The organism is Azospirillum terrae (assembly GCF_053470425.1).
Map to the genome: position 1 here is coordinate 1,031,857 of NZ_JBPXMR010000001.1, position 26,642 is coordinate 1,058,498.

Genomic DNA, 26,642 nt, shown 5'->3' on the forward strand with positions numbered 1-26,642 from the left:
GAGGGGAGAGGGGCTTTTTAGTCCCCCGCCGGAACCTCCGCCATGACCGGCGGCGGCGCGGGGCGGACGCGGCGCTTGGCGGCGACCTCCTCGATGTGGGTGCGAAGCGTCGGGTCGCGGCGCACCAGACGCCAGAAGTCCTTCTCCTCCAGCATCAGCATCTGGCAGTAGCCCAGCGCCCGCACGTCGGCGTTGCGCGGCTGGCGGTTGAGCAGCGCCATCTCGCCGAAGAAATCCCCGGTGCCCAGCTTGACCTGCATCTCCAGCCCCGGCACCAGCACTTCCACCGCGCCCGACGCGATGAAGAACATGCAGTCGCCGCGCTCGCCACGCCGCACGATGGTCTCGCCCGGCAGCACGAGGCGGGATTTCAGCAGCTTGACGATCCGCGCGGCGCGCTCCGGCGCCAGACCGGCGAAGATCGGCACCCGGCGCACCAGCTCGTTCTGCTCCAGGCGCAAGTCGAGCCGCGGCGCCTGCTCCAGGGCACGGCGGCGGCGGGCGATGCCGCGCTCCAGATCGCTCAGCACTTCCTGGGTGATCACCGATTCGGCGTGCAGCGTGCGATAGTCGGCGGCCTCCAGGCGCAGCGCGGCGCGGCCCAGATACTGGTTCTGCAGGACGACTGCGTAGTCCGGGTATTGCAGGCGCAATGCCGACAGCGCCTTCTCCACATGGTCCAGGCGCACCGCCAGCAGGCCCTCCAGCTCGACCGCGCTGTCCGGGCCGAGCACCTGCGCCAGACGGTGCCGGCTGAAGGAGATCAACTCGCGCAGCACCATGCGGACGGAGACCAGCACCTCGAACCGCATGGCCAGCCGGCGCGACAGCGGCCGCTGGATGCCGAAGTGCCGGTGCAGCCAGCTCGCCGCCCGCATCCAGAAGGAAAAGTCGATGACCCCGTCGGCCGCCGCCATGTAGCCGTCGCGCCCCTGTGTCTTCACCGCGTCCAGCGTGCGGCCGGCGCGGCCGGCCAGGAACTCGACCACCCCGCGCGACAGAATGCCTTCCTGGAAGCGGGCGAAGTACAGCTCCTGCTCGCGGTTGACCAGGATGACGAGGCCGATGGTGACGCGCTCGGCCTCGGACAGCGGCGCCTCCTCCTGACGCTCGCGGTCGATGGCGTCCAGGCGCTCGGCGTAGTGGCCGAGCAGGCTTTCGGTGGCAGGCTCCTCGATTTCGTACGTGCGGGCGAGGCCGTCGACCCGCTCGCGCACGCCGGCCAGCGACAGCGCCAGCGCCCGGTTGCGCATGGCGCGCTCGACCGGCGACAGGCGGTCCAGCCCCAGCCGGTGCATGACCAGGCGCAACGTCGTGCCGTTGACGAACAGCGTGAAGAACACGAAACCGGTCGCCAGCACGGCGACGAACTCCTGCACGTGCTGCGGCACGCGGGCGTTCTCGGTGACCGCCATGGCGAGGGTGAGCGACACCGCACCGCGCAGCCCGCCCCACAGCATCACCGCCTTGGTGGCGTGGCCGACGCGCTGCGCCAGCCCCAGCGCCGACAGCGCCGGCAGCAGGCCGAACAGCACCACGCCGCGCGCCGCCAGCGCCGCCAGCACGGCGATCAGCAGGTAGCCGGCCTCGCTCCACGCCACGTGCTCGACGATGTGCGGGATCACCAGGGCGACGAGCAGGAAGATCAGCGAGTTCGCCCAGAATCCCAACTGCCGCCAGACATGCTCCAGCGCCTGCCAGGTGTCGGGCGAGATGCGCGTGCGCCCGACCGAGCCGACGACCAGCGCCGCGGCGACCACCGCCACCACGCCCGAGACGTCCAGATAGTGGTCCGCCAGAAGGTAACTGAGGTAGGCGAGCGCCACCGTCAGCGTGATTTCCGCCATGGGCTGGTCGTGCACCGGCGTCACCAGCACGCACGCCACCCGCCCGCACACGACGCCGACCAGGGCACCGCCGCCGAAGCTCCACAGGAAGTCCACGGCGGCCTCCATGGCGCCACCGTCGCTGCGCCGGGTCAGCATGCCCAGCAGCAGCGTGAACAGCGCGATGGCCGCGGCATCGTTCAGCAGACTTTCGCCCTCGACCAGCAGGGTCAGACGCCGCGGCGCACCGAGGTCGCGGAAGATGCCGACCATCGCCGCCGGGTCGGTGGAGGCGACGATGGCGCCCAGCAGCAGGCACGGCACCAGACCCAGCGGCGTCACCGCCCACAGCGCGTAACCGACCGCGAAGGTGCAGACGAACACCGCCACCACGGCCAGCATCAGGATCGGCGCGAGGTCGTCCATCAGCCGGCGCACGTCGATGGCCAGCGCCGTTTCGAACAGCAGAACGGGCAGGAAGATGGTGAGCAGCGTTTCCGACGATAGGTCGAGGCCGGACAGCGACTTGAAGAAGTCGCCCAGCGGCCCGGCCATGGCGTCCAGCGACGTGGCGCCCTGGATCAGCGCGCCCAGCGCGATGCCGGCCGCCGCCAGCAGGACGGTGTAGGGAATCCTGAGCCGGGCGGCCAGCGGCGGCAGCGCGCTGACCAGCACCAGCAGCCCGGACACACCAAGGACGGTGACGACGATCGCGTGCATGGCCCCTTCGCTACCCCTTCCGAATTGGCCAAACCTAGACACGGGTTGTGGCAACAGCAAGGCCAAGGGCTGGGACATTCGGCGGAGGCATAGCCCGCACCTTGTGCCTTTATCGGGGCTGACATGAGCGAAGCATGATGTAAGCTTCGTCCAGGTCCTTCAGGCAAGGAGCGGGAGATGACCCGGCCCGAAGACGCGTTGATCCCCCTGGTCGCGGCGGCCGTGCTGATGCAGATGCTGGCCGGCACGCCTTTGCGATTCGAGGCGCTGTTCGCGACCGCCGACCTGCCGAAGCCGCCGTTGGTGCAGACTGTGGTCGAGCCGCCGCGCTCCACCCCGCCCCGCCCGGTCTTTGTCCGCGACGAGCAAGACCATTTCGGCGGGGCGAGCTGAGGCTACCCCACCAGCGGCAGCACGATCCTCATGCGGAAGCCCTGGCTCTCCCGGCGGTTCTCGGCGACGATGGTGCCGCCCACTGCCTCGACGTTGCGGCGCACGATCCACAACCCGATGCCGAAATGCGTCCCTTCCGCCGTCTGCCCGGTCGGGTCGGCCTCGGGCATGCCCTTGCCGGCCTCGCGCTGCGAGAAGTAGCGCTCGAAGATGCGCGGCAAATTGCCGGGGTCCACACCCGGCCCTTCGTCCTCCACCGTCAGCTCGGCGGTGTTGCCGTTGCGGGTCAGACGGACGCTGACTGTGGTGTCGGCGGGGGAGAAACTGACGGCGTTCTCCACCACGTTCTCGACCACCGTCTCCAGGATGTCCTCGCTGGCGCGCACCACCACACCGGGCTGGATGCTGGAGCGCATGTGCAGCTTCCGCTCGGCCAGCAGGCCGGTGTAGCTGTTGGCCATGCGCTCGACCAACGCCGACATGTTGATCTTCCTGCGCGGCGGCTCCAGCAGGTCGGCGGTCGCCTCGTCCATGCGGCGCGAGAACGACACCAGACCGTCCAGCTTGTCGAGCGACTTGTCGATCATCGTCAGCGCCCGGTGGCTGCGCACGTCGCCCTCCGGCACCGCGCGGCGCAGCGGCTCGGTGGACTGGCGGATGACGGCGATCGGCGTCTTGAAGGCGTGCGCGTTGTCCTCCGCCGCCCGGCGCAGCGAGATGGCGGACTGGCGCAGCGTCTCCACCAGCTTGTCGAACGCCTCGGCCACGCCGGACAGTTCGGGCACGGTGTTGCGCTGGGCGAAGTTCTCACCCGGCACCTCGCCGCCGACGATGTCGCGGGCAAGGTCGCCGAAGCGGTGCAGGTTGCGCATGACGCCCAGCAGAACCGCCAGCACCAGCCCGGCCATGACCACGTAGATCAGCGCCGCCGCCTGCACGGTGGCGGTCTTCCAGTACGGCCGGCCGAGCGAGGAGTCGAGGTACGCCTCGGTGCCGTTGCTGGTGACCAGCGCCCAGCAGCCGAAATTGGTGTTCATCGGTGTGATGGAGGTCAGCACCTCCTCGGTGCCGGAGGTGCGCGGCACGCGCATGGCGAGCGGCACGTTGCCCTCGCAGCTCGACCCGAGGCGGTCCAGCACGCCCTGTTCCACCAGCTGCCGGCGCTCGGCGTCGAGGTCGGCGGTGGGGACGGAGGGCGCGGCGCCCACATAGAAGAAGCCCTCGCCGCCGGACAGCGTGCGCGGACGGACCAGCAGGCGCAGGCGCGTGCGGTCGTCGGCGAAGCGGCTCAGCGCCTGCCCCATCTGCGGCAGGCTGGACCGGTCGGCGCGCGCCAGGTCCGGCTGGATCGCCCGCGCGATCAACCGCCCCTGCTGCTGCGCGCTTTGCAGCAGCAGGGTCTGGCTCGTCTCGTCGGCGCGCCGGAACTGATCGTAGATCAGCACCGGCACGGCCAGGAACACGATGGACAGCAGCGCCAGCCGGCTCGCCAGCGAACGCCACAGCCACCGGGTCCGGGCGACGTTACTCCGCAGCAGCGGCAGCGTCATCGAGGATGCCAACGTCCGCGTCCTCATTGTTGCCGGAATGCTGTCCCGTCCCGTCGCCCCAGCGATAGCCGAAGCCCGGATAGTTCTCGATGCAGTCGAACTCGGCATCCACCGCGCGGAACTTCTGGCGGATGCGCTTGATGAAGGCGCGCACGTTGGCGCGGTAGCCCGAGGGACCATAGCCGGCCAGGAATCCCTTGCCGTGCACGAGGTCGTAGATCTCGCGGTAGGAGACGTCCTCCTCCGGCCGGGTCGCCATCAGACGGACGATGTTGAACTCGGTCAGCGTCAGGTCGACACGGGTGCCGTCCCACAGCGCACGGCTGTTGTCCAGGCGCAGCTCCAGCTTGCCCAGAGTGTGCACGCCGCCGGCGTCGTTGGCCGCCGCCTCCTCGCCGCCGGCCTTGGTGCCGTCGATGATCAGGCGCATGCGCTTCAGCAGGATCGACAGGCTGCGCGACTTCTCGACGAAGTCCAGCGCACCGCCGGACAGCGCCGCCTCTTCATAGATCTGATCGGAGAGCACGGTCAGGAAGATGACCGGCACTTCGATGCCGCGGGCGCGCATCTGGCGCAGCACGTCGATGCCGTCCATCTTCGGCATGCGCCAGTCCAGGAGGACGATGTCCACCTGACCGCCGGTGGCGAAGAAGTCCAGCGCCGGCTCACCGCGGTCGAAGGACACCACCTCGAAACCCTCGTCGCCGAGGTTGAGGCCGAGCGACTCCCGGAACAGGTCGTCGTCGTCGACCAGCGCGACACGCGCCAGCGTTGCGCTACTCATGGCTGCCATCCCCGGCTTGGGCAAGCAGTTGGGCGAAGCATCGTTGATCGACATCTGGGACATGTTCGTTGCTCTTCACATCATATGAGAGGGCTCGGAAGTCTTGGGACGACAGGTCCATGAAGAAGAAGACCTTCAAGGTGCAGGCGCCGTTGGCGTAACTCCACACCTTGGCGGGCGACTGCTCCTCCATGGCGGCAGGGACACCCAGGAGACGCTTGGTCTGGCGCTGGTCCAGTCCCATCAGCGCTTCCGGTTCGAGTTTGGCCGGGGCGGCCATGGCGACGCCGATGCCGCCCCCAATTCCGTTGGCAATTCCGTTGGTCATCGCGCTGGCCATGCTGCCCATTCCGCCCTGCGGAACCTCGGCGCGCACCGTCGGCTTGGCCTTCGGGTACGGCGGCTGACTGGCAGCGAGCGGCCCCTTTGCGTTGGTGCGCGAGGGCAGCGTGGAAATGTCCGGGTTGGTGGTCGTGCCGGGACACCCGGCCAGCAGCAGAACCGCCAGAACGAGCCCTGCCCCGCACCGTCGGCATCCGGTGCCGACTCCTCCAGCCACTTCGTGCATGGTGCCGGTCATGGTCATGGTCCGGACCTTTCAAACATCGTGGTCGAATTCGCGGGGATCATTCGCGGCGTTTCCGCCACACTTCCCGCCTCCGGTGACCAGAAGATCAGTCCAAGCTGGTTAATGACGGGTTAAATGCCGGAGAGCTACCACCTTATTGCAAAGCAATGGGCACATTTTTCTGACATTGCCCAGGCAAACAGCGGACATATGCAAAAACAGCCCAACTCATTGCTGACGAGTTGTTTCGGTTTTCAACCTAATTGGCGTGACCGTTCGGTGACAATGCGGGAAAGGGGAATCGGCGCAGGGGAGTGTGCATGGGAGGATTTCCCCTGCCCCAACTATCCCCGCCCCTCTCACTGCGTCATGCCCGTGCTCGACACGGGCATCCACGCCGACGCGGCCATGCGTCAGGGGCGGTGGAGAAAAAGCTTGGGAGCCCAGAAAAGCAATCGGCGGTGGAGCCGCCCTGACATGGGGCCCCACCGCCGTTCAGCCGGATGGGCAACACGTCGTTCCGAGGAACCCCTGTGGGGCCGGACGTTGCCGCTATTATCCAGCTGCGTTTCCGGCCGAGCCGTCAGGCTGGTCGGCGGCGAGCGATCAATGCTGAGAGAGCACAATCGTTCACCCCATGAGCGTGCGCCTCTCCCGCTCCGCCGTCAAGGGTTTGGCTTGCGGCGAAATCGTGGGGTTAGTCCTTGCGGGGATACCCCGGCCGGGGCACCCTACCCCACAATGGGAGGGACGGAGTCTCCGCCGGGGATGGCCGTCGCAGCGACAATGAGCCACCGAGGTCACCCGTGACGGACCAGCAACGTCCGAGCGTGCCGTACCGCATCCTGCGCGTCTTCGCGCCGTTCGCCGTCGGCTACTTCATGTCCTACCTGTTCCGCACCGTGAACGCCGTCATCGCCGACGAGTTGACCGCGTCGCTGGGCATCACCGCGGCGGGGCTGGGGTTCCTGACCAGCGCCTATTTCTTCGCGTTCGGCGCGTTCCAGGCGCCTTTGGGCCTCCTGCTCGACCGCTTCGGGCCGCGGCGGATCGAGACGGCGCTGCTGCTGGTGGCCGCCGCCGGAGCAGCGCTGTTCTCGGTGGGCGAAGGATTGGGAACGCTGGCGGTCGGGCGGGCGCTGATCGGGATCGGCGTGTCGGCCTGCCTGATGGCGGCGATCACCGCCAACGTCATGTGGTGGCCGGTGGACCGGCTGCCGATGGTCAACGGCCTGTTCATGGCGAGCGGCGGCCTGGGCGCCGTGTTCGCCACCACCCCGGTGCGGGCGCTGATGACCGTCACCGACTGGCGCGGCCTGTTCCTCGGTCTGGCTCTGGTCACCGTGGCGTGCGCGGCGCTGCTGTTCGTCGTGGTACCGGAACGGCCACGCCGCAGCGGCGGCACCACCTTTCGTGCGCTGCTGCGCGGCACCGCCGAGGTATTCTCCAGCCGGACCTTCTGGCGCATGGCGCCGCCCGCCGTGGTCATGCAGGGCGCCTTCATGGCCTATATGGCGCTGTGGGCCGGACCGTGGCTGCGCGACGTCGAGGGCTTCGACAAGCAGGAGGTCGCCACCCACCTGCAATACGCCGCCATGGCGATGGTCGCCGGCTACACCGGCTTCGCGCTGGCCTCCGAAGCGCTGCGCCGCCGCGGCCTGCCGCCGATGACGGTGGCGACCACCGGCATCGTGCTGGCGACCGTGGTGCAGGTGGCGCTGCTGCTCGGCCTGCCGCTGCCGCCGGTGGTCGCGTGGGTGCTGTACCCGCTGTTCGCCAGCGCCTCGGTGATGATCTACGCCATCCTGTCGCAAGGCTTCGCGCCGGAGATGGCGGGGCGCGTCAACACCGCCGCCAACCTGCTGATGTTCGTGGTGGCGTTCGCCCTGCAATGGGGCCTGGGCTCGGTGATCGGCGCCTTCCCGCCCGGCGCGCACGGCGGCTACGCGCCGGAGGGGCACCGGCTGGCGCTGGGCATCGTGGTGGCGGGACAGGTGGCGGCGCTGCTCTGGCAACTCTGGCCGCGCCGCAGCGCACAGCCGGTGGTGGAGGCGCCGACCGCTTGAACCGAACATCGTTCGGTTCGGGGTACCCCCGCTCCTCCACGCCTCCCCCGATCCGTCCGGCGGGCTGCCTTCGGAACCCTGACCTTCGCCCTTTGTTTAAGGGGCGAGTTTCCGCGAAGGCAACCAAGCCCGCACACGAACGACATCCCCAGGAGGATAACGATGGCAACGCGCGACAATTCGGGTCAGGGCTCGGGTCAGGGCGGTCAGGAGAACAAGTCCTCAGGGCCGCTCGGCCGCGCGCAGCAGGAGGCCACGGATGCCGGCCGCGAGGGCTTGGGCGCCGCCCAGAACCGCATCCGCACCGTCTTCGAACAGCAGAGCCACCGCGCCGCCGACCAGATCGGCAGCGTCGCTCAAGCCCTGCACCAAGCCGCCGAGCAGTTGGAAGCCGAGAACAACGGCACCGCCGCCCGCTACACCAACATCGCCGCCGAACGCGTCGGCCAGTTCGCCGACACCCTGCGCAACTCGTCGGTGGACGATCTGGTCGGTCAGGTCGAGAGCTTCGCCCGCCGCCAGCCGGAAATCTTCCTGGGCGCGGCGTTCGGCGTCGGCTTCCTGTTCGCCCGCTTCATCAAAAGCTCCGGCGACCGCATCCGCATGGCCGATCTGACGCGCCAACGCGACATGGCCGGCCAGCAAGGCCGCGGCCAGATGGGCGGCGGGCGTGGCATGGGCGGCGGTGGCGGTGGCGGCGGTGGCCGTCCACGCGGCACCTATGACTTCTCCAACGAGCGCCAGAACATCGGCGGCTCCTACCCGGCGAGCGCCCGCTCGGCCGGCGGTGGCGGCGCCATCGGTGGCGGCATGGGCAGTGGCGGTATGGGCGGTGGCGGTATGGGCGGTGGCGGTATGGGCGGTGGCGGTATGGGCGGTGGCGGTGCCGGCCGGTCGCGCCCCTCCTCGGACGCCTCCTCCGGCGTCGGCAACACGGCCAGCACCGGCAGCGGCATCCGCGATGCGGCCGAACTGATGGCCGGCGGCTCGCCCGAACCCGCCAAGACTGAAACGCCGAAGGCCGACACCGCAAGGAACGAGCCTAGCCGCGCCAACCCGAACACCGCCGAACCGGTGACCGGCGCCGGCACCCCGACTCAGACCATGGGCGCCACTCCGGCCGGCGCGGCGAAGCCCCAGGAGGCCAAGCCCCAGGAGTTCAAACCATGAGCGCAGCCGAGGATCGCGACTACGGGCGCTACGATCCGCGGGCCAACCGCTCGCTGGCCGGGCTGTTCGCCGACCTTGCGCGCGACATGACCGGGCTGATCCGCACCGAGCTTGAACTCGCCAGGACCGAGCTGAGCGAGAAGGCTGGGCAAGCAGCCGGCGGCGCGGCGTTCATCGCCGCGGGCGGCTTCATCGCCTTTGCCGGCTTGCTGGTGCTGCTGGCCTGCGCCGTGCTGGCGCTGTCGCTGGTGGTCAAGCCGTGGCTGGCGGCGCTGATCGTCGGGCTGGTGGTGGTCGGCCTGGGTGTGGCGCTGATGCTGATGGGCCGCTCAAGGCTCCGCCCGGAGAATTTGCAGCCCAGCCGCACCATGGACACCCTGCGCGACGACAAGGACTGGGCACGGAGCCAGCTCAGCCGATGACCCGCCAGGATGACCCCACCAGCCCCGACTACGACGCCATGCAGCGCGAGATCCGCGACCGCCAGTCGCGGATCGGCGGCACGCTGGACCAGCTCCGGCATCGCCTCTCGCCCCACACCCTCAAGGAGCAGACCATGAATCGCATGACCAACCGGATGAGCAGCGGAGCGTCGTCGATGGGCGACATGGTCCGGGGCAACCCCGTGCCCCTCGCCATGATCGGCCTGGGCGTCGGCTGGATGCTGCTGTCGCGCAGCGGCATGGACCAGCGCATCGCCCACAGCGGCGCGATGCGCAGCGTGCGCAGCACCGCCGGCTCCACTGCCCGCTACGCGCGCGACACCTTCTACAGCGCGGCCGAGAGCGTGCGCGACGCCGCCGGCAACCTCTACGACCGGGCCGGCGACATGGCCGGCGACGTTTACGATCAGGCCGGCGACGCCGCCAGCCGCATGACCGGCCGCGATACTTACGACGGCCGCAGCGGCGGCCCGGCGGGCCGTGGCGCATCCTACCAGGGTGGGCGCGGGCAGCCGTCGGGCCGGTCGATGACCAGCTCGATGAGCCGCCAGATCGGCCACGTCACCACCAGCTTCTGGGATCTGGTGGAGGACCATCCGCTGGTGGCCGGCGTAATGGGCGTGGCGCTGGGAGCGGCGCTGGGCGCCAGCATCCCGTCCACGCGGTATGAGGAGCGCTGGGTCGGCGATTACGCCGGTCAGGTGACCGGCATGGCCAAGGAAGCCGCGCAGGACGCCATCGAGCGCGGCACCCGCGCCGCCCAAGCGGCTGCCGAAGCGGCCCGCGAGCACATCTCCGAGGCCGCCGACGACGTGAAGGGCGCCGCCAAGGAGCAGATGGACCGGCCGACGTAAGGGCATGAGCCGAGGGGAGGGCCACGCGCCCTCCCCTCGCCCCCTGTCTCTTTTTTCGCAATCCCCGCCTTCGCGGGGATGATGGCTTTACGAATGGTGCGACAGAACGTCGCACCACATACTGTACCGCCCCGGTCTAGTATATTCGGACGGTCCCGCGGGGCCGAATGCCCTAGCGTTTCGCTTGACTTCCGGTCGGGTTTGGCCAATTAATCAGTACCGAATTAGTCCTGATTAAACCCGGCCATGATCAAGCTCTCCAAGCTGACCGATTACGCCATCGTGGTGATGAGCGAGATGGCGCGCCAAGTGGGTGCGGTTCACACCGTGACCCAGTTGGCCGACCGCACCGGCGTGCCCACCCCCACGGTCGCCAAGCTGATGAAGAGCCTGACCACGGCCGGGCTGATGACCTCGCACCGCGGGGCGTCGGGCGGCTACGCGCTGTCCCGCCCGGCCGAGGCCATCAGCATCGCCGACATCGTCGTCGCCCTGGACGGCCCCATCGCGCTCACCGCGTGCGTCGAGGGGGCCGGCGAGGAGTGCGGCGTGGAGAACCTGTGCCCCATGCGGGGCGGCTGGGAAAAGATCAACCGGGCGATCCGCTCCGCGCTGGAGCAGGTGACGCTCGCCGACATGATGGCCCCCGTGTGGACGCCGCCGGTTTCCGAACCGGCAAAGGCGCTCGCGCAGGGTAACGCCTAGGGAGTTTGAGAGAGCCATGGCTGCCAGCACCGACACGGCCGATCAGGTCCGCGCCCTCGCGGAACAGAAGTATAAGTACGGCTTCGCCACCGACATCGAGTCGGACATGGCGCCGAAGGGCCTGAACGAGGACATCATCCGCTTCATCTCCGCCAAGAAGGAAGAGCCGGAGTGGCTGTTGGCGTGGCGTCTGCGCGCCTTCCAGGCCTGGAAGGGCATGGAGGAGCCGCACTGGCCGGCGCTCAACTACGGCCCCATCGACTACCAGGACGCGTACTACTACGCCGCGCCCAAGATGAAGGCGAAGCCGAAGTCGCTCGACGAGATCGACCCGGAACTGCTGAAGACCTACGCCAAGCTCGGCATCCCGCTGAAGGAGCAGGCGATCCTGGCCGGCGTCGAGGGCACCGAAGGGCAGAGCCCGGCGGTGGCGGTGGACGCGGTGTTCGACAGCGTCTCGGTGGCGACTACCTACAAGGCCAAGCTGGAAGAGATCGGCGTCATCTTCTGCGCCATCTCCGAAGCAGTGCACAAGTGTCCCGAGCTGGTGCAGAAGTATCTGGGCTCGGTGGTGCCATACACCGACAACTTCTTCGCGACGCTGAATTCGGCGGTGTTCACCGACGGGTCGTTCGTCTACATCCCCAAGGGCGTGCGCTGCCCGATGGAGCTGTCCACCTACTTCCGCATCAACCAGGCCAACACCGGCCAGTTCGAGCGCACGCTGATCATCGCCGACGAGGGCAGTTACGTCTCGTACCTGGAAGGCTGCACGGCGCCGCAGCGCGACGAGAACCAGCTGCACGCCGCGGTGGTGGAACTGGTGGCGCTGGATAATGCCACCATCAAGTACTCGACGGTGCAGAACTGGTATCCGGGCGACGAGAACGGCGTCGGCGGCATCTACAACTTCGTGACCAAGCGCGGTGCGTGCCGCGGCGTCAACGCGAAGATCTCGTGGACGCAGGTGGAGACCGGTTCGGCCATCACCTGGAAGTACCCGAGTTGCATCCTGCAAGGCGACAATTCGGTGGGCGAGTTCTATTCGGTCGCCATCACCAACAACCGCCAGCAGGCCGACACCGGCACCAAGATGATCCACATCGGCAAGAACACCCGTTCGACCATCGTGTCGAAGGGCATCTCGGCCGGCAAGGCGCAGCAGACCTACCGCGGGCTGGTGAAGATCCTGCCCAAAGCGGAAGGGGCGCGCAATCACACGCAGTGCGACAGCCTGCTGATCGGCGACCAGTGCGGCGCCCACACGGTGCCGTACATCGAGAGCAAGAACCGCTCGGCCCGCGTCGAGCACGAGGCGACGACGGCGAAGATCAGCGAGGACCAGCTCTTCTACTGCCGCCAGCGCGGCTTGGCGGCGGAGGACGCGGTGTCGCTGATCGTCAACGGCTTCTGCAAGGAAGTGCTGAAGGAACTGCCCATGGAGTTCGCCGTCGAGGCGCAGAAGCTCGTGGGCATCAGCCTGGAAGGCAGTGTGGGCTGACCGCCCGCCATGGTGAGTGAGGGAAGATAAACGATGATCGAAATCAAGAACCTGCACGCCACGGTGGACGGCAAGGAGATACTCAAGGGCATCGACCTGACGATCCGGCCCGGCGAGGTGCACGCCATCATGGGGCCGAACGGGTCGGGCAAGAGCACGCTCAGCTACGTGCTGGCGGGCCGTGACGGCTATGAGGTCACCAAGGGCTCCGTCACCTACTACGGCCAGGATCTGCTGGCGCTGGAGCCGGAAGAGCGCGCCGCCGAGGGCGTGTTCCTCGCCTTCCAGTACCCGGTGGAGATCCCCGGCGTTCCCAACGCCACGTTCCTCAAGTCCGCCATCAACGCCATGCGCCGGCGCCGAGGCGAGAGCGACCTGGACGCCATGCAGTTCCTCAAGCACATCCGCGCCAAGACCACGCAGCTCGGCATGACCGACGAGATGCTGAAGCGCGCGGTGAACGTCGGCTTCTCCGGCGGCGAGAAGAAGCGCAACGAGACCCTCCAGATGGCCGTGCTGGAGCCGAAGTTCGCCATCCTCGACGAGACGGACTCCGGCCTGGACATCGACGCGCTGAAGATCGTCGCCGATGGCGTCAACGCGCTGCGCGGGCCGGACCGCTCGATGCTGGTCATCACCCACTACCAGCGCCTGCTGGACTACATCGTGCCGGACTACGTGCACGTGCTGGCGTTCGGCAAGATCCAGCGCTCGGGCGGCAAGGAACTGGCCCTGGAGCTGGAGAAGAACGGCTACAAGGACTTCGGCATCGACGAGGCGGCGTGAGATGACGGTCACCCATTCCCCTCGCTACGGCGACCCGGCGCCGGCCCAGCCCTATCTGGAACAGTACGACCGCGTGAAGGGCGAACTGCCCGGTGCGGCGCTGTCCTGGGTGCGTGAGCTGCGCGAGCAGGGCCGCAGCCGCTTCGCCCAGCTGGGCTTCCCGACCACCAAGGTCGAGGCGTGGAAGTACACCAGCCTCAAGACCCTGGAGAAGGTCGCCTTCCAGCCCGCCAAGCCGGCCGCCGCCAGCGTGCATTTCGACGTTCTGCCGCACGTCGGCAATGGCCCGCGCCTGGTCTTCGTGGACGGCTTCTTCCGCGCCGACCTGTCCTCCACCGCCGGCATCCCGGCGGGCGTCGAGTTGCTCGGCCTCGCCGACGCACTGACCAGGCGCCCGGATCTGGTGGGCGAGCATCTCGGCCGCCTCGCGGTGTCGGACGAGCAGCGCTTCGTGGCGCTCAACACCGCCTTCCTGGCCGATGGCGCCGTGGTGCGCATCGGCCGCGGGGTCGAGGTGGCCGAGCCGATCGAACTGGTCTTCGTGTCGCTGGGGTCCGAGGACGGCCCGGTCGCCTTCCACCCGCGCACGCTGCTGATCGCCGAGCCGCAGAGCAAGGCCGTGGTGGTCGAGCACCACATTGGCCTGGGCGTCGGCGCCACCTTCGCCAACCATGTTGCCGAAGCCTATGTCGGCGAGGGCGCCATCCTGCGCCACTACAAGGTTCAGCGCGAGGGCTCGGAAGCCTTCCACCTGTCCAACAGCGTGGCGAAGGTTGGCAAGGACGCCTGCTACGACAACTTCATCCTGACCACCGGCGCGCGGCTGGCCCGCAACGAGGTGCGCGTGGCGCTGGGCCAGGGGTCGAGCTGCAACGTCAACGGCGCCTACATGATCGGCGGCCACCAGCACTGCGACACGACCACGGTGATCGAGCACAAGGAGCCGCACGGCACCTCGCGCGAGGTCTATAAGGGCGCCATCGACGACCACGGCCGCGCGGTGTTCCAGGGCAAGATCGTCGTGCATCCCGGCGCGCAGAAGACCGATGGGCACCAGCTCAACCGCGCGCTGCTGCTGTCGGACACCGCCGAGATCGACTCCAAGCCGGAGCTGGAGATCTACGCCGACGACGTGAAGTGCAGCCACGGCGCCACGGCCGGCGAGTTGGCCGATGAGGCGCTGTTCTACCTGCGCGCCCGCGGCATCCCCAAGGACGAAGCGCGCGCCCTGCTGATCGCCGCCTTCCTGGCGGAGGCGCTGGACGAGATTCCAGAGGAGCCGATCCGCGAGGCTTTCCAGGGCTTCGTGACCGGATGGCTGAGCGCGCGGTAAAGGAGAGTGTAATGAGCGACATCGCCCACACGCTTGAACGGCCCGCCGCCCCTTACGACGTCGAGCGCATCCGCGCCGACTTCCCGATCCTGTCGCGCACCGTGCACGAGCGCATCGGCAAGAAGCCGGCTCCGGGCAAGCCGCTCGTCTATCTGGACAGCGGCGCCAGCGCCCAGAAGCCGCGCCACGTCATCGACACCATGACGCGGTTCATGGAGGAGGATTACTCCAACATCCACCGCGGCGTGCACTTCCTGTCGCAGCGCGCAACGGACCGGTTCGAGGCGGCGCGCGACAGCGTGGCGGCGTTCCTCAATACCCCCAGCCGCGACGGCATCGTCTTCACCCGCAACGCCACCGAAGCCATCAACCTCGTGGCGTACAGCTACGCCCGCACCCATCTGGAGCCGGGCGACGAGATTATCGTCTCGGTCATGGAGCACCACGCCAACATCGTGCCGTGGCAGCTGGCGCAGGCGGCGAAGGGCCTCGTGCTCAAGGTCGCGCCCATCGACGACCGCGGCGTGCTCGACATGGACGCCTATGCCAAGCTGTTCGGCCCGCGCACCAAGCTGGTGGCGATCACCCATTGCTCCAACGTGCTGGGCACCGTCACGCCGGCCAAGGAGATCGTCCGCATCGCGCACGAGCGCGGCGTGCCGGTGCTGCTCGACGGCTCCCAGGCGGTGGTGCACGGCTCGGTGGACGTGAAGGACATCGGCGCCGACTTCTACGTCTTCACCGGGCACAAGCTGTACGGCCCGACGGGCATCGGCGTGCTGTGCGCGAAGATGGAGTTCCTCAAGACGATGCCGCCCTACATGGGCGGCGGCGACATGATCCAGTCCGTCAGCTTCGCCGGCACGACGTTCAAGGAGCCGCCCATGCGCTTCGAGGCCGGCACCCCACCGATCACCGAGGCCATCGGGCTGGCCGCCGCCATCGACTACGTTGAGGGCATCGGCCGCGAGGCGATCGCCGCGCACGAGCACGACCTGCTGACCTACGCCACCGCGCGGCTTCAGGAGATCGACGGCCTGCGCATCGTCGGCACGGCACCGGGCAAGGCGGCGATCATCTCGTTCGTGGTGGACGGCGTGCACCCGCACGACCTCGGCACCGTGGTGGACCAGTACGGCGTCGCCGTCCGCGTCGGCCAACACTGCGCCGAGCCGCTGATGGAGCGCATGGGCGTCGGTTCGACGGCGCGGGCGTCGTTCGCACTTTACAACACGCGGGCCGAGGCCGACGCTCTGGTCGACGCGGTCAAGGCGGTGAAGGAGTTCTTCGGAGCATGATGGACGAGCTGCGCGAGCTGTACCAGGAGGTCATCCTGGACCACGGCAAGAACCCCCGGAACCTCCGCCACCCGCCCGACGCCAACCGCGAGGCGAAGGGCGAGAACCCCATGTGCGGCGACAAGTTCACGGTGTACGTCAAGCTGAACGACCAGCACGTCATCGAGGACGTGGCGTTCGAGGGGCGCGGCTGCGCCATCTCCACCGCCAGCGCGTCGATGATGACCGAAGTGGTCAAGGGCAAGACCGAGCAAGAGGCCAAGGCCCTGTTCGAGACCTTCCACGACCTGTGCACCAAGGATGACCACGAGCACGGCGACCACGGCCCCGTCGATGAGGACGCCATGGACCGGCTGATGGTGCTGTCCGGCGTCCGCCAATTCCCCGTGCGTGTGAAATGCGCCACCCTCGCCTGGCACGCGATGAACGCGGCCATCGAAGGCGAGGAAAAGGCGTCGAGCGAGTGACGGAGCCAGAGATGCCCCAGGACGCGATCACCACCAACGAAGCCCAGACGGCCTCCGCCCCGCCGGCCCTTTCCGAGAAGGAAGTGCTGATGGAGCGGATCGTCGAGGCGATCAAGACCTGCTACGACCCGGAAATCCCAGTGGATATCTGGGAACTGGGCCTGATCTACCGCGTGAACGTCAACGACGGCGGCGACGTCGAGATCGACATGACCTTGACCAGCCCGATGTGCCCGGTGGCCGGCGAATTGCCGCAACAGGTGCAGGAGGCCGTTCAAAACGCCGATGGCGTCACCACATGCAAGATCGATCTGGTGTGGGAACCCCCATGGCGCCCGGACATGATGTCGGACGTCGCCAAGATCCAGCTGGACATGTTCTGATCTGAAGGAGCGAGACGACCCATGGCACTCCCGAAGGCCCTCACCCTGACCGCCGCCGCCGCCGAGCGCGTCAAGTCGCTGATGGCGAAGGCGCCGGGCGAGATCGTCGGCCTGCGCATCGGCGTGAAGGCGCGCGGCTGCTCGGGCATGAGCTACGACATCCAGTACGCCAAGGAAAAGATGAAGTTCGACGAGGTCGTCGAGGACAAGGGCGTCACCATCCTCATCGACCCGGCGGCCGTCATGTTCCTCATCGGCACGGAGATGGACTACGTGGACGACAAGTTCGAGACGGGCTTCAAGTTCACCAACCCGAACGAGAAGGGCCGTTGCGGGTGCGGGGAGAGCTTCCACGTGTGATGCCAAAATCCCCTCCCCCGCTGAGCGGGGGAGGGTTAGGGTGGGGGCACGTGAAGCCGTACGGACAGTCCGCCGCATGAACCCCCTCGACACCGTCATCGCCGCCGCCCCGGCGACCGCAGCAACTCCCCCCGCCCCACCGATCATCTCCGTCTGCGGCCTCACCAAGACCTACGCGACCGGCTTCCACGCGCTGAAGGGCATCGACCTGGAGATCCGCCGCGGCGAGATCTTCGCCCTCCTGGGTCCCAACGGCGCCGGCAAGACGACGCTGATCAGCATCATCTGCGGCATCGTCAACCCGTCCACCGGCACGGTGCTGGCCGACGGCCACGACATCATCCGCGACTACCGCGCCGCCCGCTCCACCATCGGCCTCGTCCCGCAGGAGCTGACCACCGACGTCTTCGAGACCGTCTGGGCCACCGTCAGCTTCAGCCGGGGCCTGTTCGGCAAGCCGCCGAACCCCGCCCACATCGAGAAGGTGCTGCGCGACCTGTCGCTGTGGGAGAAGAAGGACGCCAAGGTCATCACGCTCTCGGGCGGCATGAAGCGCCGGGTGATGATCGCCAAGGCGCTGTCGCACGAGCCGAAGATCCTGTTCCTCGACGAGCCGACCGCCGGCGTGGACGTGGAACTGCGCCGCGACATGTGGGAGATGGTCCGCACGCTGCGCGCGGGCGGCGTCACCGTCATCCTCACCACCCACTACATCGAAGAGGCCGAGGAGATGGCCGACCGCATCGGGGTGATCAGCAAGGGCGCCATCATCCTGGTCGAGGACAAGGACGCGCTGATGCGCAAGCTCGGAAAGAAGCAGCTCACCCTGCATCTGCAAAGCCCGCTCGACCGCGTGCCGGACAGCCTCTCCGACTATCAGCTCGACCTGTCCGCCGATGGCGCCGAGCTGGTTTACACCTTCGACGCGCAGAGTGAGCACACGGGCATCGCTGGCCTGCTGCGGCGCCTGAACGAGCACGGCATCGACTTCAAGGACCTGCAAACCAGCCAAAGCTCGCTGGAAGAGATCTTCGTCAGTCTGGTGAGGGCGCGGCCATGAACCTGTATGCTATCCGCGCCATCTACACGTTCGAAATGGCGCGCTATTTCCGCACGCTGGCGCAGAGCATCGCCGCACCGGTCATCTCGACCTCGCTGTACTTCGTGGTGTTTGGCTCGGCCATCGGTGCGCGCATGGCGGAGATCGACGGGGTCAGCTATGGCGCCTTCATCGTCCCCGGCCTGATCATGCTGGCGCTGCTGACCGAGAGCGTCTCCAACGCCTCCTTCGGCATCTACATGCCGAAATACTCGGGCACCATCTACGAGGTGCTGTCGGCGCCCATCTCCATCGCCGAGATCCTGATCGGCTATGTGGGCGCGGCTGCGACCAAATCGATCATCCTCGGCCTGATCATCCTGACCACCGCGCGGCTGTTCGTGCCGTTCGGGATCGCGCATCCGTTCGTCATGGCGGGTTTTCTGGTGCTGACCGCGGTGACCTTCAGCCTGTTCGGCTTCATCATCGGCGTCTGGGCCGATGGCTGGGAGAAGTTGCAGATCGTACCGCTGCTGGTCGTCACGCCGCTGACCTTCCTGGGCGGCAGCTTCTATTCCATAGGCATGCTGCCGCCTGTCTGGCAGACGGTGACGCTGTTCAACCCGGTCGTCTATCTGGTCAGCGGCTTCCGCTGGAGCTTCTACGGCACCTCGGACGTCGGAGTGGGCGCCAGCCTCGCCATGACCACGGCGTTCCTGGCGCTGTGCCTGACGGCGGTATGGTGGATCTTCCGCACGGGGTACCGGCTGAAGGCATGAGCCTTCCTCACCCCGGCGGATAAATCGCCATGATGCCCGACAGGATCGTCTGAGCGGCCAAGGCCGCCAGCACGATGCCGAGGATGCGGCTGACCGTCAGGATCATCGTGCGGCCGGCCAAGCGGCGCACCACGTCGGCGAACATCAGCAGCACCGCCGCGCCGAATATCACGATGGCCGCCGCACCCAGCACCGTCGCTTGGCCCCGCCAGCCGCTGCTCCCGTACTGGTCCATCAGCAGCATGACCGACGCGATGGCGCCGGGCCCGGCGATCAGCGGAATCGCCAGCGGGAACACCGCCACGTCGTGCGCCTCCTCGTCGGTGCGCGCCTCGTCGGCGGCCTTCTCCTTGCGGTCGGAGCGGCGCTGGAACAGCATTTCGAAGGCGATCCAGAACAGCAGCGCGCCACCGGCGATGCGGAACGCCGGCATGCCGATCCCCAGAGCCTGCAAGACCGAACGGCCGAGGTAGGCGAAGAACACCAGGATGGTGAAGCTGAGCGCCGTGCCGCGCAGCGCGATCAGGCGCTTGCGCCGGGCGTCGAACCCCTGCGTCAGGCCGAGGAACACCGGCACGAGGCCGATCGGATCGACCACGACGAAGAACACCACCAAGACGCTGACCAACGCGTCCACGCCACCCTCCCTTTCCTTCTGCCGGGCTGCTGGTTATGAACGGTGCTGCGCCCACGTCAATAGGGCCAAACGTCAAGCCAGCCCCCGGAGGAAGACATGCGCCGACCCGCCCGCACCCTCGCCGTCCTCGCCGTGCTACTGTCCACCGGCACCGCGTCGGCGCAGATGGACCGCGCCTCCCATGATGCTGGCCACCACCAGGGCATGCGCCATGCCGGCACGATGCCCACCCTGCCCGGCCAGGACGCCTTCGGTGCCATCCAGGAGATCGTCGGCATCCTGGAGGCCGACCCGAACACAGACTGGAGCAAGGTCGACATCTCGGCGTTGCGCGAACACCTGATCGACATGAACGAGCTGACGCTGCACGCCCAGGCGGCCCCGACTCCGGTGGACGGCGGCCTGCGCCTGGAGGTGACCGGCGCCGGACGCACGCTGGAGGCGATCCAGCGCATGCTGCCGGCACACGCGCGGGAGATGAACGGGGCGCAGGGCTGGGCCTGGAAGGCCGAACCGCGGGAGGGCGGCGTCACGCTGACAGTGACCTCCGCCGACCCGCGGCAGGCCACGAAGATTCGCGCCCTCGGCTTCATCGGCCTGATGGCGCAGGGAGGGCACCACCAGATGCACCACCTCGCCATGGCGCGCGGCGAGATGGTGCACTGACGGCCATCGAGCAGCGGCATCCGCCGCTTGACCGGGTTGAAGACGCTGCTCCACGCCACACCTAACCAGAACCCAGCCAACGGGAGCAGAAAGACACCGTCATGGACAAAGGCATCGCGAAGGTCGCGCCGAAGGCGATCCACCTCAAGGACTACCGGCCGCCCGCGCACCTCATCGACACGGTGGACCTGCACTTCGACCTGCGCGAGGAGGTGACCTCCGTGCGCGCCAAGCTCGCCATCCGCCGCAACCCGGCGCGCGACGATCTGGAGCACCCGGCGCTGACCCTCGACGGCGAGCGGCTGGACCTCGTCTCGGTGGCGATGAACGGCACGGTGCTGGCGCCCGAGTGCTACAGCGTGGACGATGCCCGCCTGACCATCCCGCGCGTACCGGCCGCCTTCACGCTGGAAACACTGGTTCGCATCAAGCCGCAGGAGAACACCGCACTCCAGGGGCTCTACAAGTCGTCGGGCAACTTCTGCACGCAGTGCGAGGCGGAGGGATTCCGGCGCATCACCTACTTCGCCGACCGCCCCGACGTGATGGCGCGCTACACCACGACCATCGAGGCGGACAAGGCGCGCTATCCCGTGCTGCTGTCCAACGGCAATCTGGTGGATGGTGGCGACGCGACGGAAGGCCGCCATTGGGCGCGCTGGGACGACCCGTACCCCAAGCCCGCCTATTTGTTCGCCCTGGTCGCCGGCGACCTGCGCCACATCGAGGACCATTTCCGCACCGCGTCGGGACGTGACGTCACGCTGCGCATCTACGTCGAGCCGGGCAACGAGGGCAAGATCGACCACGCCATGACCTCGCTGAAGAAGTCCATGACATGGGACGAGGAGGTGTTCGGGCTGGAATACGACCTGGACATCTTCAACATCGTCGCTGTCAGCGACTTCAACATGGGGGCGATGGAGAACAAGTCGCTCAACGTCTTCAACACCAAGTACATCCTCGCCAAGCCGGAGACCGCCCCCGACCAGGATTTCCTGGGGATCGAGGCCGTGGTGGCGCACGAGTACTTCCACAACTGGACCGGCAACCGCGTCACCTGCCGCGACTGGTTCCAGCTGTCGCTGAAGGAGGGGCTGACCGTCTTCCGCGACCAGGAATTCTCCAGCGACATGCACTCCCGCGCGGTGAAGCGCATTTCCGACGTGCAGCGCCTGCGCACCGTGCAGTTCACCGAGGATTCCGGCGCCATGGCGCACCCCGTGCGCCCGGACGCCTATGTGGAGATCAACAACTTCTACACGCCCACGGTGTACGACAAGGGCTCGGAAGTCATCCGCATGATGCACACGCTGCTGGGCAAGGAGGGCTTCCGCAAGGGAATGGACCTCTATTTCCAGCGGCACGACGGGCAGGCGGTGACCTGCGACGACTTCGCCGCCGCCATGCAGGACGCCACCGGCGTCGATCTCACGCAGTTCAAGCTGTGGTACCGGCAGGCCGGCACGCCGGTCATCGAGGCGTCGGGCGCCTACGACGCCGCCGCGCGCACCTACCGCCTGACCATCCGCCAGACCGTACCGCCGACGCCCGGCCAACCGACCAAGCTGCCCATGCACATCCCGCTGGCCATGGGCATGCTCGGCCCCGACGGCAACGATCTGCCGCTGACGCTGAAGGGCGAGGCGCAGGCCGGCGGCACGTCGCGCGTCCTGCCCATCAAGAACAGCGAGCAGGTGTTCGAGTTCACCGACGTGCCGGCGCGGCCCGTGCCGTCGCTGCTGCGCGGCTTCTCGGCGCCGGTGACGCTGAGGACCGACCTGTCGGACGCGGACCTGACGTTCCTCATGGCGCACGACAGCGACGCCTTCAACCGGTGGGAGGCCGGGCAGACGCTGGGCACCCGCATCCTGCTGAAGCTCGTCGCCGACGCCCAGGCTGGTCGGCCGTTGGAGTTGCCCGAGAGCTTCGTCGCTGCGGTCGAGGCGGTGCTGGACGATTCGTCCAAGGACCCGGCCTTCGCGGCGCAGGCGCTGGTGCTGCCGACTGAGTCCTACCTCGGCACGCAGATGCCGGTGATCGACCCCGACGCCATCCACACCGCCCGCGAGTTCGCCCGCAAACGGCTGGCCGAGGCGTTGCGGCCGAAGTGGCTGGCGGGCTACCGGGCCAGCGCCGGCAACGAGCCGTTCTCGGTGGACGCCGCGGCCATCGGCCGCCGGGCGCTGAAGAACCTCTGCCTCGCCTACCTGATGGCGCTGGAGGACGCGGAGGCGGTCGGCCTGTGCGTCGGCCAGTTCCACGGCGCCCACGCCATGACCGACGCCATCGCGGCGCTCGGCCTGCTCGCCGGGTCGGACGCGGCGGAGCGCTCGCAAGCGCTCTCCGGCTTCTACGAGCGCTGGAAGGGCGAGCCGCTGGTGGTGGACAAGTGGTTCACCGTGCAGGCGACGGCCAGCCGGCCGGCCGCGCTGGCGGACGTGACGCGCCTGCTCGACCACCCCGCGTTCGAGATCCGCAACCCTAACAAGGTCTATGCGCTGATCGGCGCGTTCGCCGGCGGCAACCCGGTGCGCTTCCACGAGCCGGGCGGAGCCGGCTACCGGTTCCTGGCGGATCAGGTGCTGCACCTCGACCCAATGAACCCGCAGGTGGCGGCGCGCCTGATGGGGCCGTTCTCCCGCCTGCGCCGCTACGATTCCGGCCGGCAGGAGCTGATGCGCGCCGAACTGAAGCGCATCGCCGCCCAACCCGGACTGTCGCCGGACGTCTTCGAGGTGGCGACGAAGAGTCTGGAGGCGGTGGGGTAAGGCTCGCCGCAAGCATTCTCCAAAAACGAACCGGGCCGGAGGGTTGCCCCTCCGGCCCGGTGATCGCGGCGACGACTCGCGCGCTTACTTCTGCTCGCTCAGGAAGGCGATCAGGTTCTCGGCGGCAGCCGCGGAGTTATCCTTGTACTTCGGCACGTTCTTCAGGCCGGCGTAGGCCATCGTGCCGCCCGGGACGATTTCCTTCGGGGCCTGCACGTAGGCCATCAGGTTCTCCGGGGTCCAGACGAAGCCCGCGGCATTCTTCTCCTGCATCGGCTTGGAGTACTTGAAGCCGTCGATCGAGCCCGCCTTGCGGCCGACAACGCCGTGCAGCGACGGGCCGACCTTGTTCTTGCCAGCCTCGACAGTGTGGCAGGCCATGCACTCCTTGAAGACTTCCTTGCCGGCAGCGGCATCACCGGCAGCCTGCGCGACACCAGCGGCGGCGGTCATGCTCAGAGCCAGAGCGGCACCGATCAAAAGCTTCTTGCTCATTTGGTACGTTCCCTTTGTTGTATTGACCGGTCGGGGCCGGCTGCGGGTTCGGGGGGCAGAATACACAGATTCAACGAACTGCCAACCCCAACGAACAGCGGAAGCGGGGGCTTTCATCCACGCCGTTCAGGACATACCCAACATCAGGGCGAACAGCACCGCCGCAAGCCCGATGGCAACCCACGGAACATAGAAGCCTTGCCCCATCCGCAGCATCGGCATCGGCAGCGGGACCTCCGGCAAAACGAGTCGCACCGGCGCCGCCATCGACTCCGCCGCTGCCGGCGCCTCCTCGGCCGGGGTATCCTCCCCCAGCATGGCGGCGAACCGGGTGAAGAAGTCGTCCGCCATCTTGCGCGCCGTGCCGTCCACCAGCCGCGAGCCGATCTGCGCCAGCTTGCCGCCGACCTGCGCGTGCGCCTCGTAGTTGAGCACGGTGGCGGGCCCCTCGTCCTCCAGCCGCACGACGGCGCCGCCCTTGCCGAATCCGGCCGCCCCGCCGGAGCCCTCGCCGGTGATCCGGTAGCCCTGCGGCGGGTCAAGGTCGGACAACGTCACCTTGCCGGTGAAGCGGGCGCTGACCGGGCCGACCTTGGCGTGCACCTTGGCGGTGAATTCGGTGTCGGAGAGCTTCTGCACCTCCTCGCAGCCGGGGATGCATTGGCGCAGCACCTCCGGATCGTTGAGCGCCGCCCATACCCGCTCGCGCGGGGCCAGGATGCGGTGGGTTCCGGTCATGTCCATGGCGTGTCCTCCTCCGTCCCGGCCAAGCTATCGTTTCCTGCCCGCGCGGGAAACTAAACCGTTTCCGGCGCCTGCCCATCCCTCGCCCGGCTGACGGGACACGATTCCATCTGCTAGGCTTCCGCTCCCCAGGCAAGCCCGCGGAGCCGCAATTGTCCGACACCCCCGCCTCCCGCCACCCCGGTGCCGTCCGCCGCAGCGCCTCGCCGTTGACCAAGGGGCGCCCCGTCGACGCACGCGCGCTGGCCGAGGTGCGGGCCGTGCTGGGCGGCGAACCGCGCCGCCGCGACCTGCTGATCGAGCATCTGCACCGCATCCAGGACGCCTTCGGCGCGCTCTCGGCCGCCCACCTCGCCGCGCTGGCCGAGGAGATGCGGCTGTCGCAGGCCGAGGTGCACGAGGTCGCCACCTTCTACGCTCACTTCGATGTGGTGCGCGAAGGCGAGCCCGCCCCGCCGCCGGTCACCGTGCGGGTCTGCGACGGGCTGACCTGCTCGCTGGCCGGGGCGGAGGATCTGCACGCCGAGCTGACGCGCCGCATGGCCCCGGCGCGGGTGCGGGTGGCGCCGGCACCCTGCATGGGGCGGTGCGACACCGGCCCCTCCGTGCTGGTCGGGCGCCGCCCGGTGGACCACGCGACGCCCGATTCCGTCGCCGCCGCGGTGGCCGCCGGCCGGATCGAGCCGGACGTGCCGGCCTACCAGGATTTCGACGCCTATACGGCTGGCGGCGGCTACCGTCTGCTGCGCGATGCGCTGGACGGGCGCGCCACGCCGGAGGATTACATCGCGCGCCTGGACGGTGCCGGCCTGCGCGGCCTGGGCGGCGCCGGCTTTCCGGCCGGGCGCAAGTGGCGCTTCCTGCGCGAACGCCCGGCCCCGCGCCTGATGGCGGTCAACGCCGACGAGGGCGAGCCCGGCACCTTCAAGGACCGCCGCCTGCTGGAGGGCTCGCCGCACCAGATGCTGGAGGGCATGCTGATCGCCGCCTGGGCCATCGAGGCGACGGACGTCTTCCTCTACGTCCGCGACGAATACCCGGTGATCCGCGCCATCCTCGCGCGCGAGATCGCCCGCCTGTCGGCCGAGGGCCTGGACCGCGTCACCCGCATCCACCTGCGCCGCGGCGCCGGGGCCTACATCTGCGGCGAGGAATCGGCGATGCTGGAGAGCATCGAGGGCAAGCGCGGCCTACCCCGCCAGAAGCCGCCCTACCCTGCGGAGTCCGGCCTGTGGGGCCGCCCGACGCTGATCCACAACGTGGAAACGCTGCACTGGGTGCGCCCGATCCTGGAGAACGGACCGGGCTGGTTCGCCGGCTTCGGCCGCCAGGGACGCACCGGCCAGCGCCACTACTCCGTGTCGGGCCGCGTGCGCGAACCGGGGGTGAAGCTGGCGCCCGCCGGCATCACGGTGCGCAAACTGATCGACGAGTTCTGCGACGGCATGGCGGACGGCCACACCTTCAAGGCCTACCTGCCCGGCGGGGCGTCGGGCGGCATACTGCCGGCGAGCATGGCCGACGTGCCGCTCGACTTCGGCACGCTGGAGCCGCACGGCTGTTTCATCGGCTCGGCCGCGGTGATCGTGCTGTCGCAGGAGGACAGCCTGCGCGACACCGCGCTCAACCTCATGCGGTTCTTCGCCGACGAATCGTGCGGCCAGTGCACGCCCTGCCGCGCCGGCACCGAGAAGGCGCTGGCGCTGATGGAGCGCCCGCTGTGGGACACCGCCTTGCTGGACGAGCTGGGCGCCGCCATGCGCGACGCCTCCATCTGCGGCCTGGGCCAGGCGGCGTGCAACCCGGTCCGCTCGGTGCTGCGCTGGTTCGCCGACGAGGTGACGTGACGGTCTACTTGGGCATACAGGCCGCGACGAGGGCGCCGCAATCCTCGAGGCTGGCGCCCACCGGGTAGGAGACCTGCCGCACCACGCCGCCCCGCAGCACGAAGGTGGCGTCGCAGCCCTGGGTGCCGCGTCCGCTGAACACCGGCACACCGACTCCCAGGCCGAGCACGATCCCTTCGCCGGTCGCCCCGTTGGCGCCAAGGCTGACGGCGGGGGCGTCGCTGACGTAAACGGGGCGTTGCGAGTAGGTGTAGTACTCGTCGCCATTGGCCACCGCCTGCCGCGTCGGCACGCCGGCGCAGGACAGCAGTTGCGCCTTCGGCAGGCCGACCAGCTGCGTCTGCGCCCGTTGCGCGATCTCGATGTCCGGGCTGTTGCTGGCGCACGCCGCCAGCCCCGCCAGGGCGGCCAAACCCGCCACGCGCACCAACCTCTTCATCCCCAGCCCTCCGTGCGA

Annotated in this window: 26 protein-coding genes; 18 read left to right on the plus strand and 8 right to left on the minus strand. The window is 68.4% G+C overall.

What is annotated here, in order from left to right; genetic code table 11:
* Positions 1–17: 17 nt before the first annotated feature.
* Positions 18–2,546, minus strand: coding sequence for a cation:proton antiporter (locus ACSVDD_RS04870; protein ID WP_448188156.1), 2,529 nt, complete (start codon positions 2,544–2,546; stop codon positions 18–20).
* A 177-nt stretch (positions 2,547–2,723) separates the two neighbouring features.
* Here ACSVDD_RS04870 and ACSVDD_RS04875 point away from each other — a divergent pair, with 177 nt between their 5' ends.
* The gene (locus ACSVDD_RS04875) at positions 2,724–2,939 is read left to right on the plus strand and encodes a hypothetical protein (protein ID WP_448188157.1); all 216 of its coding nucleotides are present in this window, start codon (positions 2,724–2,726) and stop codon (positions 2,937–2,939) included.
* A gap of 2 nt (positions 2,940–2,941) precedes the next feature.
* Here the strand turns inward: ACSVDD_RS04875 and ACSVDD_RS04880 are convergent, their stop codons facing one another.
* From ACSVDD_RS04880 to ACSVDD_RS04890, 3 genes are read right to left on the minus strand one after another with little or no spacing between them, the layout of a single operon-like run.
* On the minus strand, positions 2,942–4,501 hold the full coding sequence (locus tag ACSVDD_RS04880) for a sensor histidine kinase (RefSeq protein ID WP_448188158.1): 1,560 nt from the start codon (positions 4,499–4,501) through the stop codon (positions 2,942–2,944).
* Positions 4,464–5,282: a response regulator transcription factor gene (locus ACSVDD_RS04885; RefSeq protein ID WP_448188514.1), complete on the minus strand. Its 819-nt coding sequence runs from the start codon at positions 5,280–5,282 to the stop codon at positions 4,464–4,466. Before ACSVDD_RS04885 ends, ACSVDD_RS04880 begins: the two co-directional genes overlap by 38 nt.
* Positions 5,266–5,853, minus strand: coding sequence for a hypothetical protein (locus tag ACSVDD_RS04890; protein WP_448188159.1), 588 nt, complete (start codon positions 5,851–5,853; stop codon positions 5,266–5,268). Before ACSVDD_RS04890 ends, ACSVDD_RS04885 begins: the two co-directional genes overlap by 17 nt.
* A gap of 794 nt (positions 5,854–6,647) precedes the next feature.
* Between ACSVDD_RS04890 and ACSVDD_RS04895 the strand changes: the two genes are divergently transcribed.
* The 14 genes from ACSVDD_RS04895 to ACSVDD_RS04960 all read left to right on the plus strand — a co-directional run bounded on the left by ACSVDD_RS04895 (position 6,648) and on the right by ACSVDD_RS04960 (position 19,025).
* On the plus strand, positions 6,648–7,907 hold the full coding sequence (locus tag ACSVDD_RS04895) for an MFS transporter (RefSeq protein WP_448188160.1): 1,260 nt from the start codon (positions 6,648–6,650) through the stop codon (positions 7,905–7,907).
* 162 nt (positions 7,908–8,069) lie between these two features.
* On the plus strand, positions 8,070–9,077 hold the full coding sequence (locus tag ACSVDD_RS04900) for a hypothetical protein (RefSeq protein ID WP_448188161.1): 1,008 nt from the start codon (positions 8,070–8,072) through the stop codon (positions 9,075–9,077).
* The gene (locus ACSVDD_RS04905; protein ID WP_448188162.1) at positions 9,074–9,499 is read left to right on the plus strand and encodes a phage holin family protein; all 426 of its coding nucleotides are present in this window, start codon (positions 9,074–9,076) and stop codon (positions 9,497–9,499) included. The genes ACSVDD_RS04900 and ACSVDD_RS04905 overlap by 4 nt, the downstream gene beginning before the upstream one ends.
* Positions 9,496–10,374, plus strand: coding sequence for a DUF3618 domain-containing protein (locus ACSVDD_RS04910; protein WP_448188163.1), 879 nt, complete (start codon positions 9,496–9,498; stop codon positions 10,372–10,374). Before ACSVDD_RS04905 ends, ACSVDD_RS04910 begins: the two co-directional genes overlap by 4 nt.
* Positions 10,375–10,620: 246 nt before the next feature.
* Positions 10,621–11,079: an SUF system Fe-S cluster assembly regulator gene (locus ACSVDD_RS04915; RefSeq protein ID WP_448188164.1), complete on the plus strand. Its 459-nt coding sequence runs from the start codon at positions 10,621–10,623 to the stop codon at positions 11,077–11,079.
* 16 nt (positions 11,080–11,095) lie between these two features.
* Positions 11,096–12,580, plus strand: coding sequence for a Fe-S cluster assembly protein SufB (gene sufB / locus ACSVDD_RS04920; protein WP_448188165.1), 1,485 nt, complete (start codon positions 11,096–11,098; stop codon positions 12,578–12,580).
* A gap of 33 nt (positions 12,581–12,613) precedes the next feature.
* Positions 12,614–13,366, plus strand: a complete 753-nt coding sequence (sufC, locus tag ACSVDD_RS04925; RefSeq protein WP_448188166.1) for a Fe-S cluster assembly ATPase SufC — start codon at positions 12,614–12,616, stop codon at positions 13,364–13,366.
* 1 nt (position 13,367) lies between these two features.
* Complete coding sequence (gene sufD, locus ACSVDD_RS04930; protein WP_448188167.1) at positions 13,368–14,699, plus strand: Fe-S cluster assembly protein SufD; 1,332 nt, start codon at positions 13,368–13,370, stop codon at positions 14,697–14,699.
* Between the two features lie 11 nt (positions 14,700–14,710).
* Positions 14,711–15,997, plus strand: a complete 1,287-nt coding sequence (locus ACSVDD_RS04935) for a cysteine desulfurase (RefSeq protein ID WP_448188168.1) — start codon at positions 14,711–14,713, stop codon at positions 15,995–15,997.
* Positions 15,994–16,464, plus strand: a complete 471-nt coding sequence (gene sufU, locus ACSVDD_RS04940) for a Fe-S cluster assembly sulfur transfer protein SufU (RefSeq protein WP_448188169.1) — start codon at positions 15,994–15,996, stop codon at positions 16,462–16,464. Before ACSVDD_RS04935 ends, sufU begins: the two co-directional genes overlap by 4 nt.
* Positions 16,465–16,475: 11 nt before the next feature.
* Positions 16,476–16,847 carry an iron-sulfur cluster assembly protein gene (locus tag ACSVDD_RS04945; protein ID WP_448188170.1) on the plus strand — a complete coding sequence of 124 codons (372 nt, stop codon included), beginning with the start codon at positions 16,476–16,478 and terminating at the stop codon, positions 16,845–16,847.
* A 21-nt stretch (positions 16,848–16,868) separates the two neighbouring features.
* Complete coding sequence (locus ACSVDD_RS04950; RefSeq protein ID WP_448188171.1) at positions 16,869–17,207, plus strand: HesB/IscA family protein; 339 nt, start codon at positions 16,869–16,871, stop codon at positions 17,205–17,207.
* Positions 17,208–17,283: 76 nt separating this feature from the next.
* The gene (locus ACSVDD_RS04955; protein WP_448188172.1) at positions 17,284–18,267 is read left to right on the plus strand and encodes an ABC transporter ATP-binding protein; all 984 of its coding nucleotides are present in this window, start codon (positions 17,284–17,286) and stop codon (positions 18,265–18,267) included.
* Positions 18,264–19,025, plus strand: coding sequence for an ABC transporter permease (locus ACSVDD_RS04960; protein ID WP_448188173.1), 762 nt, complete (start codon positions 18,264–18,266; stop codon positions 19,023–19,025). Before ACSVDD_RS04955 ends, ACSVDD_RS04960 begins: the two co-directional genes overlap by 4 nt.
* A 7-nt stretch (positions 19,026–19,032) precedes the next feature.
* On the opposite strand, the gene ACSVDD_RS04965 is transcribed toward ACSVDD_RS04960, so the two are convergent.
* Entirely contained in the window at positions 19,033–19,662 is a 630-nt protein-coding gene (locus ACSVDD_RS04965) for a MarC family protein (RefSeq protein ID WP_448188174.1), read from the minus strand.
* Between the two features lie 96 nt (positions 19,663–19,758).
* On the opposite strand from ACSVDD_RS04965, the gene ACSVDD_RS04970 reads away from it, so the two are divergent.
* Together ACSVDD_RS04970 and pepN are read left to right on the plus strand one after the other, a co-directional pair.
* Positions 19,759–20,328 (plus strand): hypothetical protein, encoded by a 570-nt coding sequence (locus ACSVDD_RS04970; protein ID WP_448188175.1) that lies wholly within the window; start codon positions 19,759–19,761, stop codon positions 20,326–20,328.
* 101 nt (positions 20,329–20,429) lie between these two features.
* A complete protein-coding gene (gene pepN / locus ACSVDD_RS04975; protein WP_448188176.1) occupies positions 20,430–23,099 on the plus strand; it encodes an aminopeptidase N in 2,670 nt (889 codons plus the stop codon).
* Positions 23,100–23,183: 84 nt separating this feature from the next.
* On the opposite strand, the gene ACSVDD_RS04980 is transcribed toward pepN, so the two are convergent.
* Entirely contained in the window at positions 23,184–23,594 is a 411-nt protein-coding gene (locus ACSVDD_RS04980; protein ID WP_448188177.1) for a c-type cytochrome, read from the minus strand.
* A 126-nt stretch (positions 23,595–23,720) separates the two neighbouring features.
* Positions 23,721–24,338, minus strand: coding sequence for an SRPBCC family protein (locus ACSVDD_RS04985; protein ID WP_448188178.1), 618 nt, complete (start codon positions 24,336–24,338; stop codon positions 23,721–23,723).
* A 152-nt stretch (positions 24,339–24,490) separates the two neighbouring features.
* Here ACSVDD_RS04985 and ACSVDD_RS04990 point away from each other — a divergent pair, with 152 nt between their 5' ends.
* Positions 24,491–26,185: an NAD(P)H-dependent oxidoreductase subunit E gene (locus ACSVDD_RS04990; protein WP_448188179.1), complete on the plus strand. Its 1,695-nt coding sequence runs from the start codon at positions 24,491–24,493 to the stop codon at positions 26,183–26,185.
* 4 nt (positions 26,186–26,189) lie between these two features.
* On the opposite strand, the gene ACSVDD_RS04995 is transcribed toward ACSVDD_RS04990, so the two are convergent.
* On the minus strand, positions 26,190–26,624 hold the full coding sequence (locus ACSVDD_RS04995; RefSeq protein WP_448188180.1) for a hypothetical protein: 435 nt from the start codon (positions 26,622–26,624) through the stop codon (positions 26,190–26,192).
* Between the last annotated feature and the right edge of the window lie 18 nt (positions 26,625–26,642).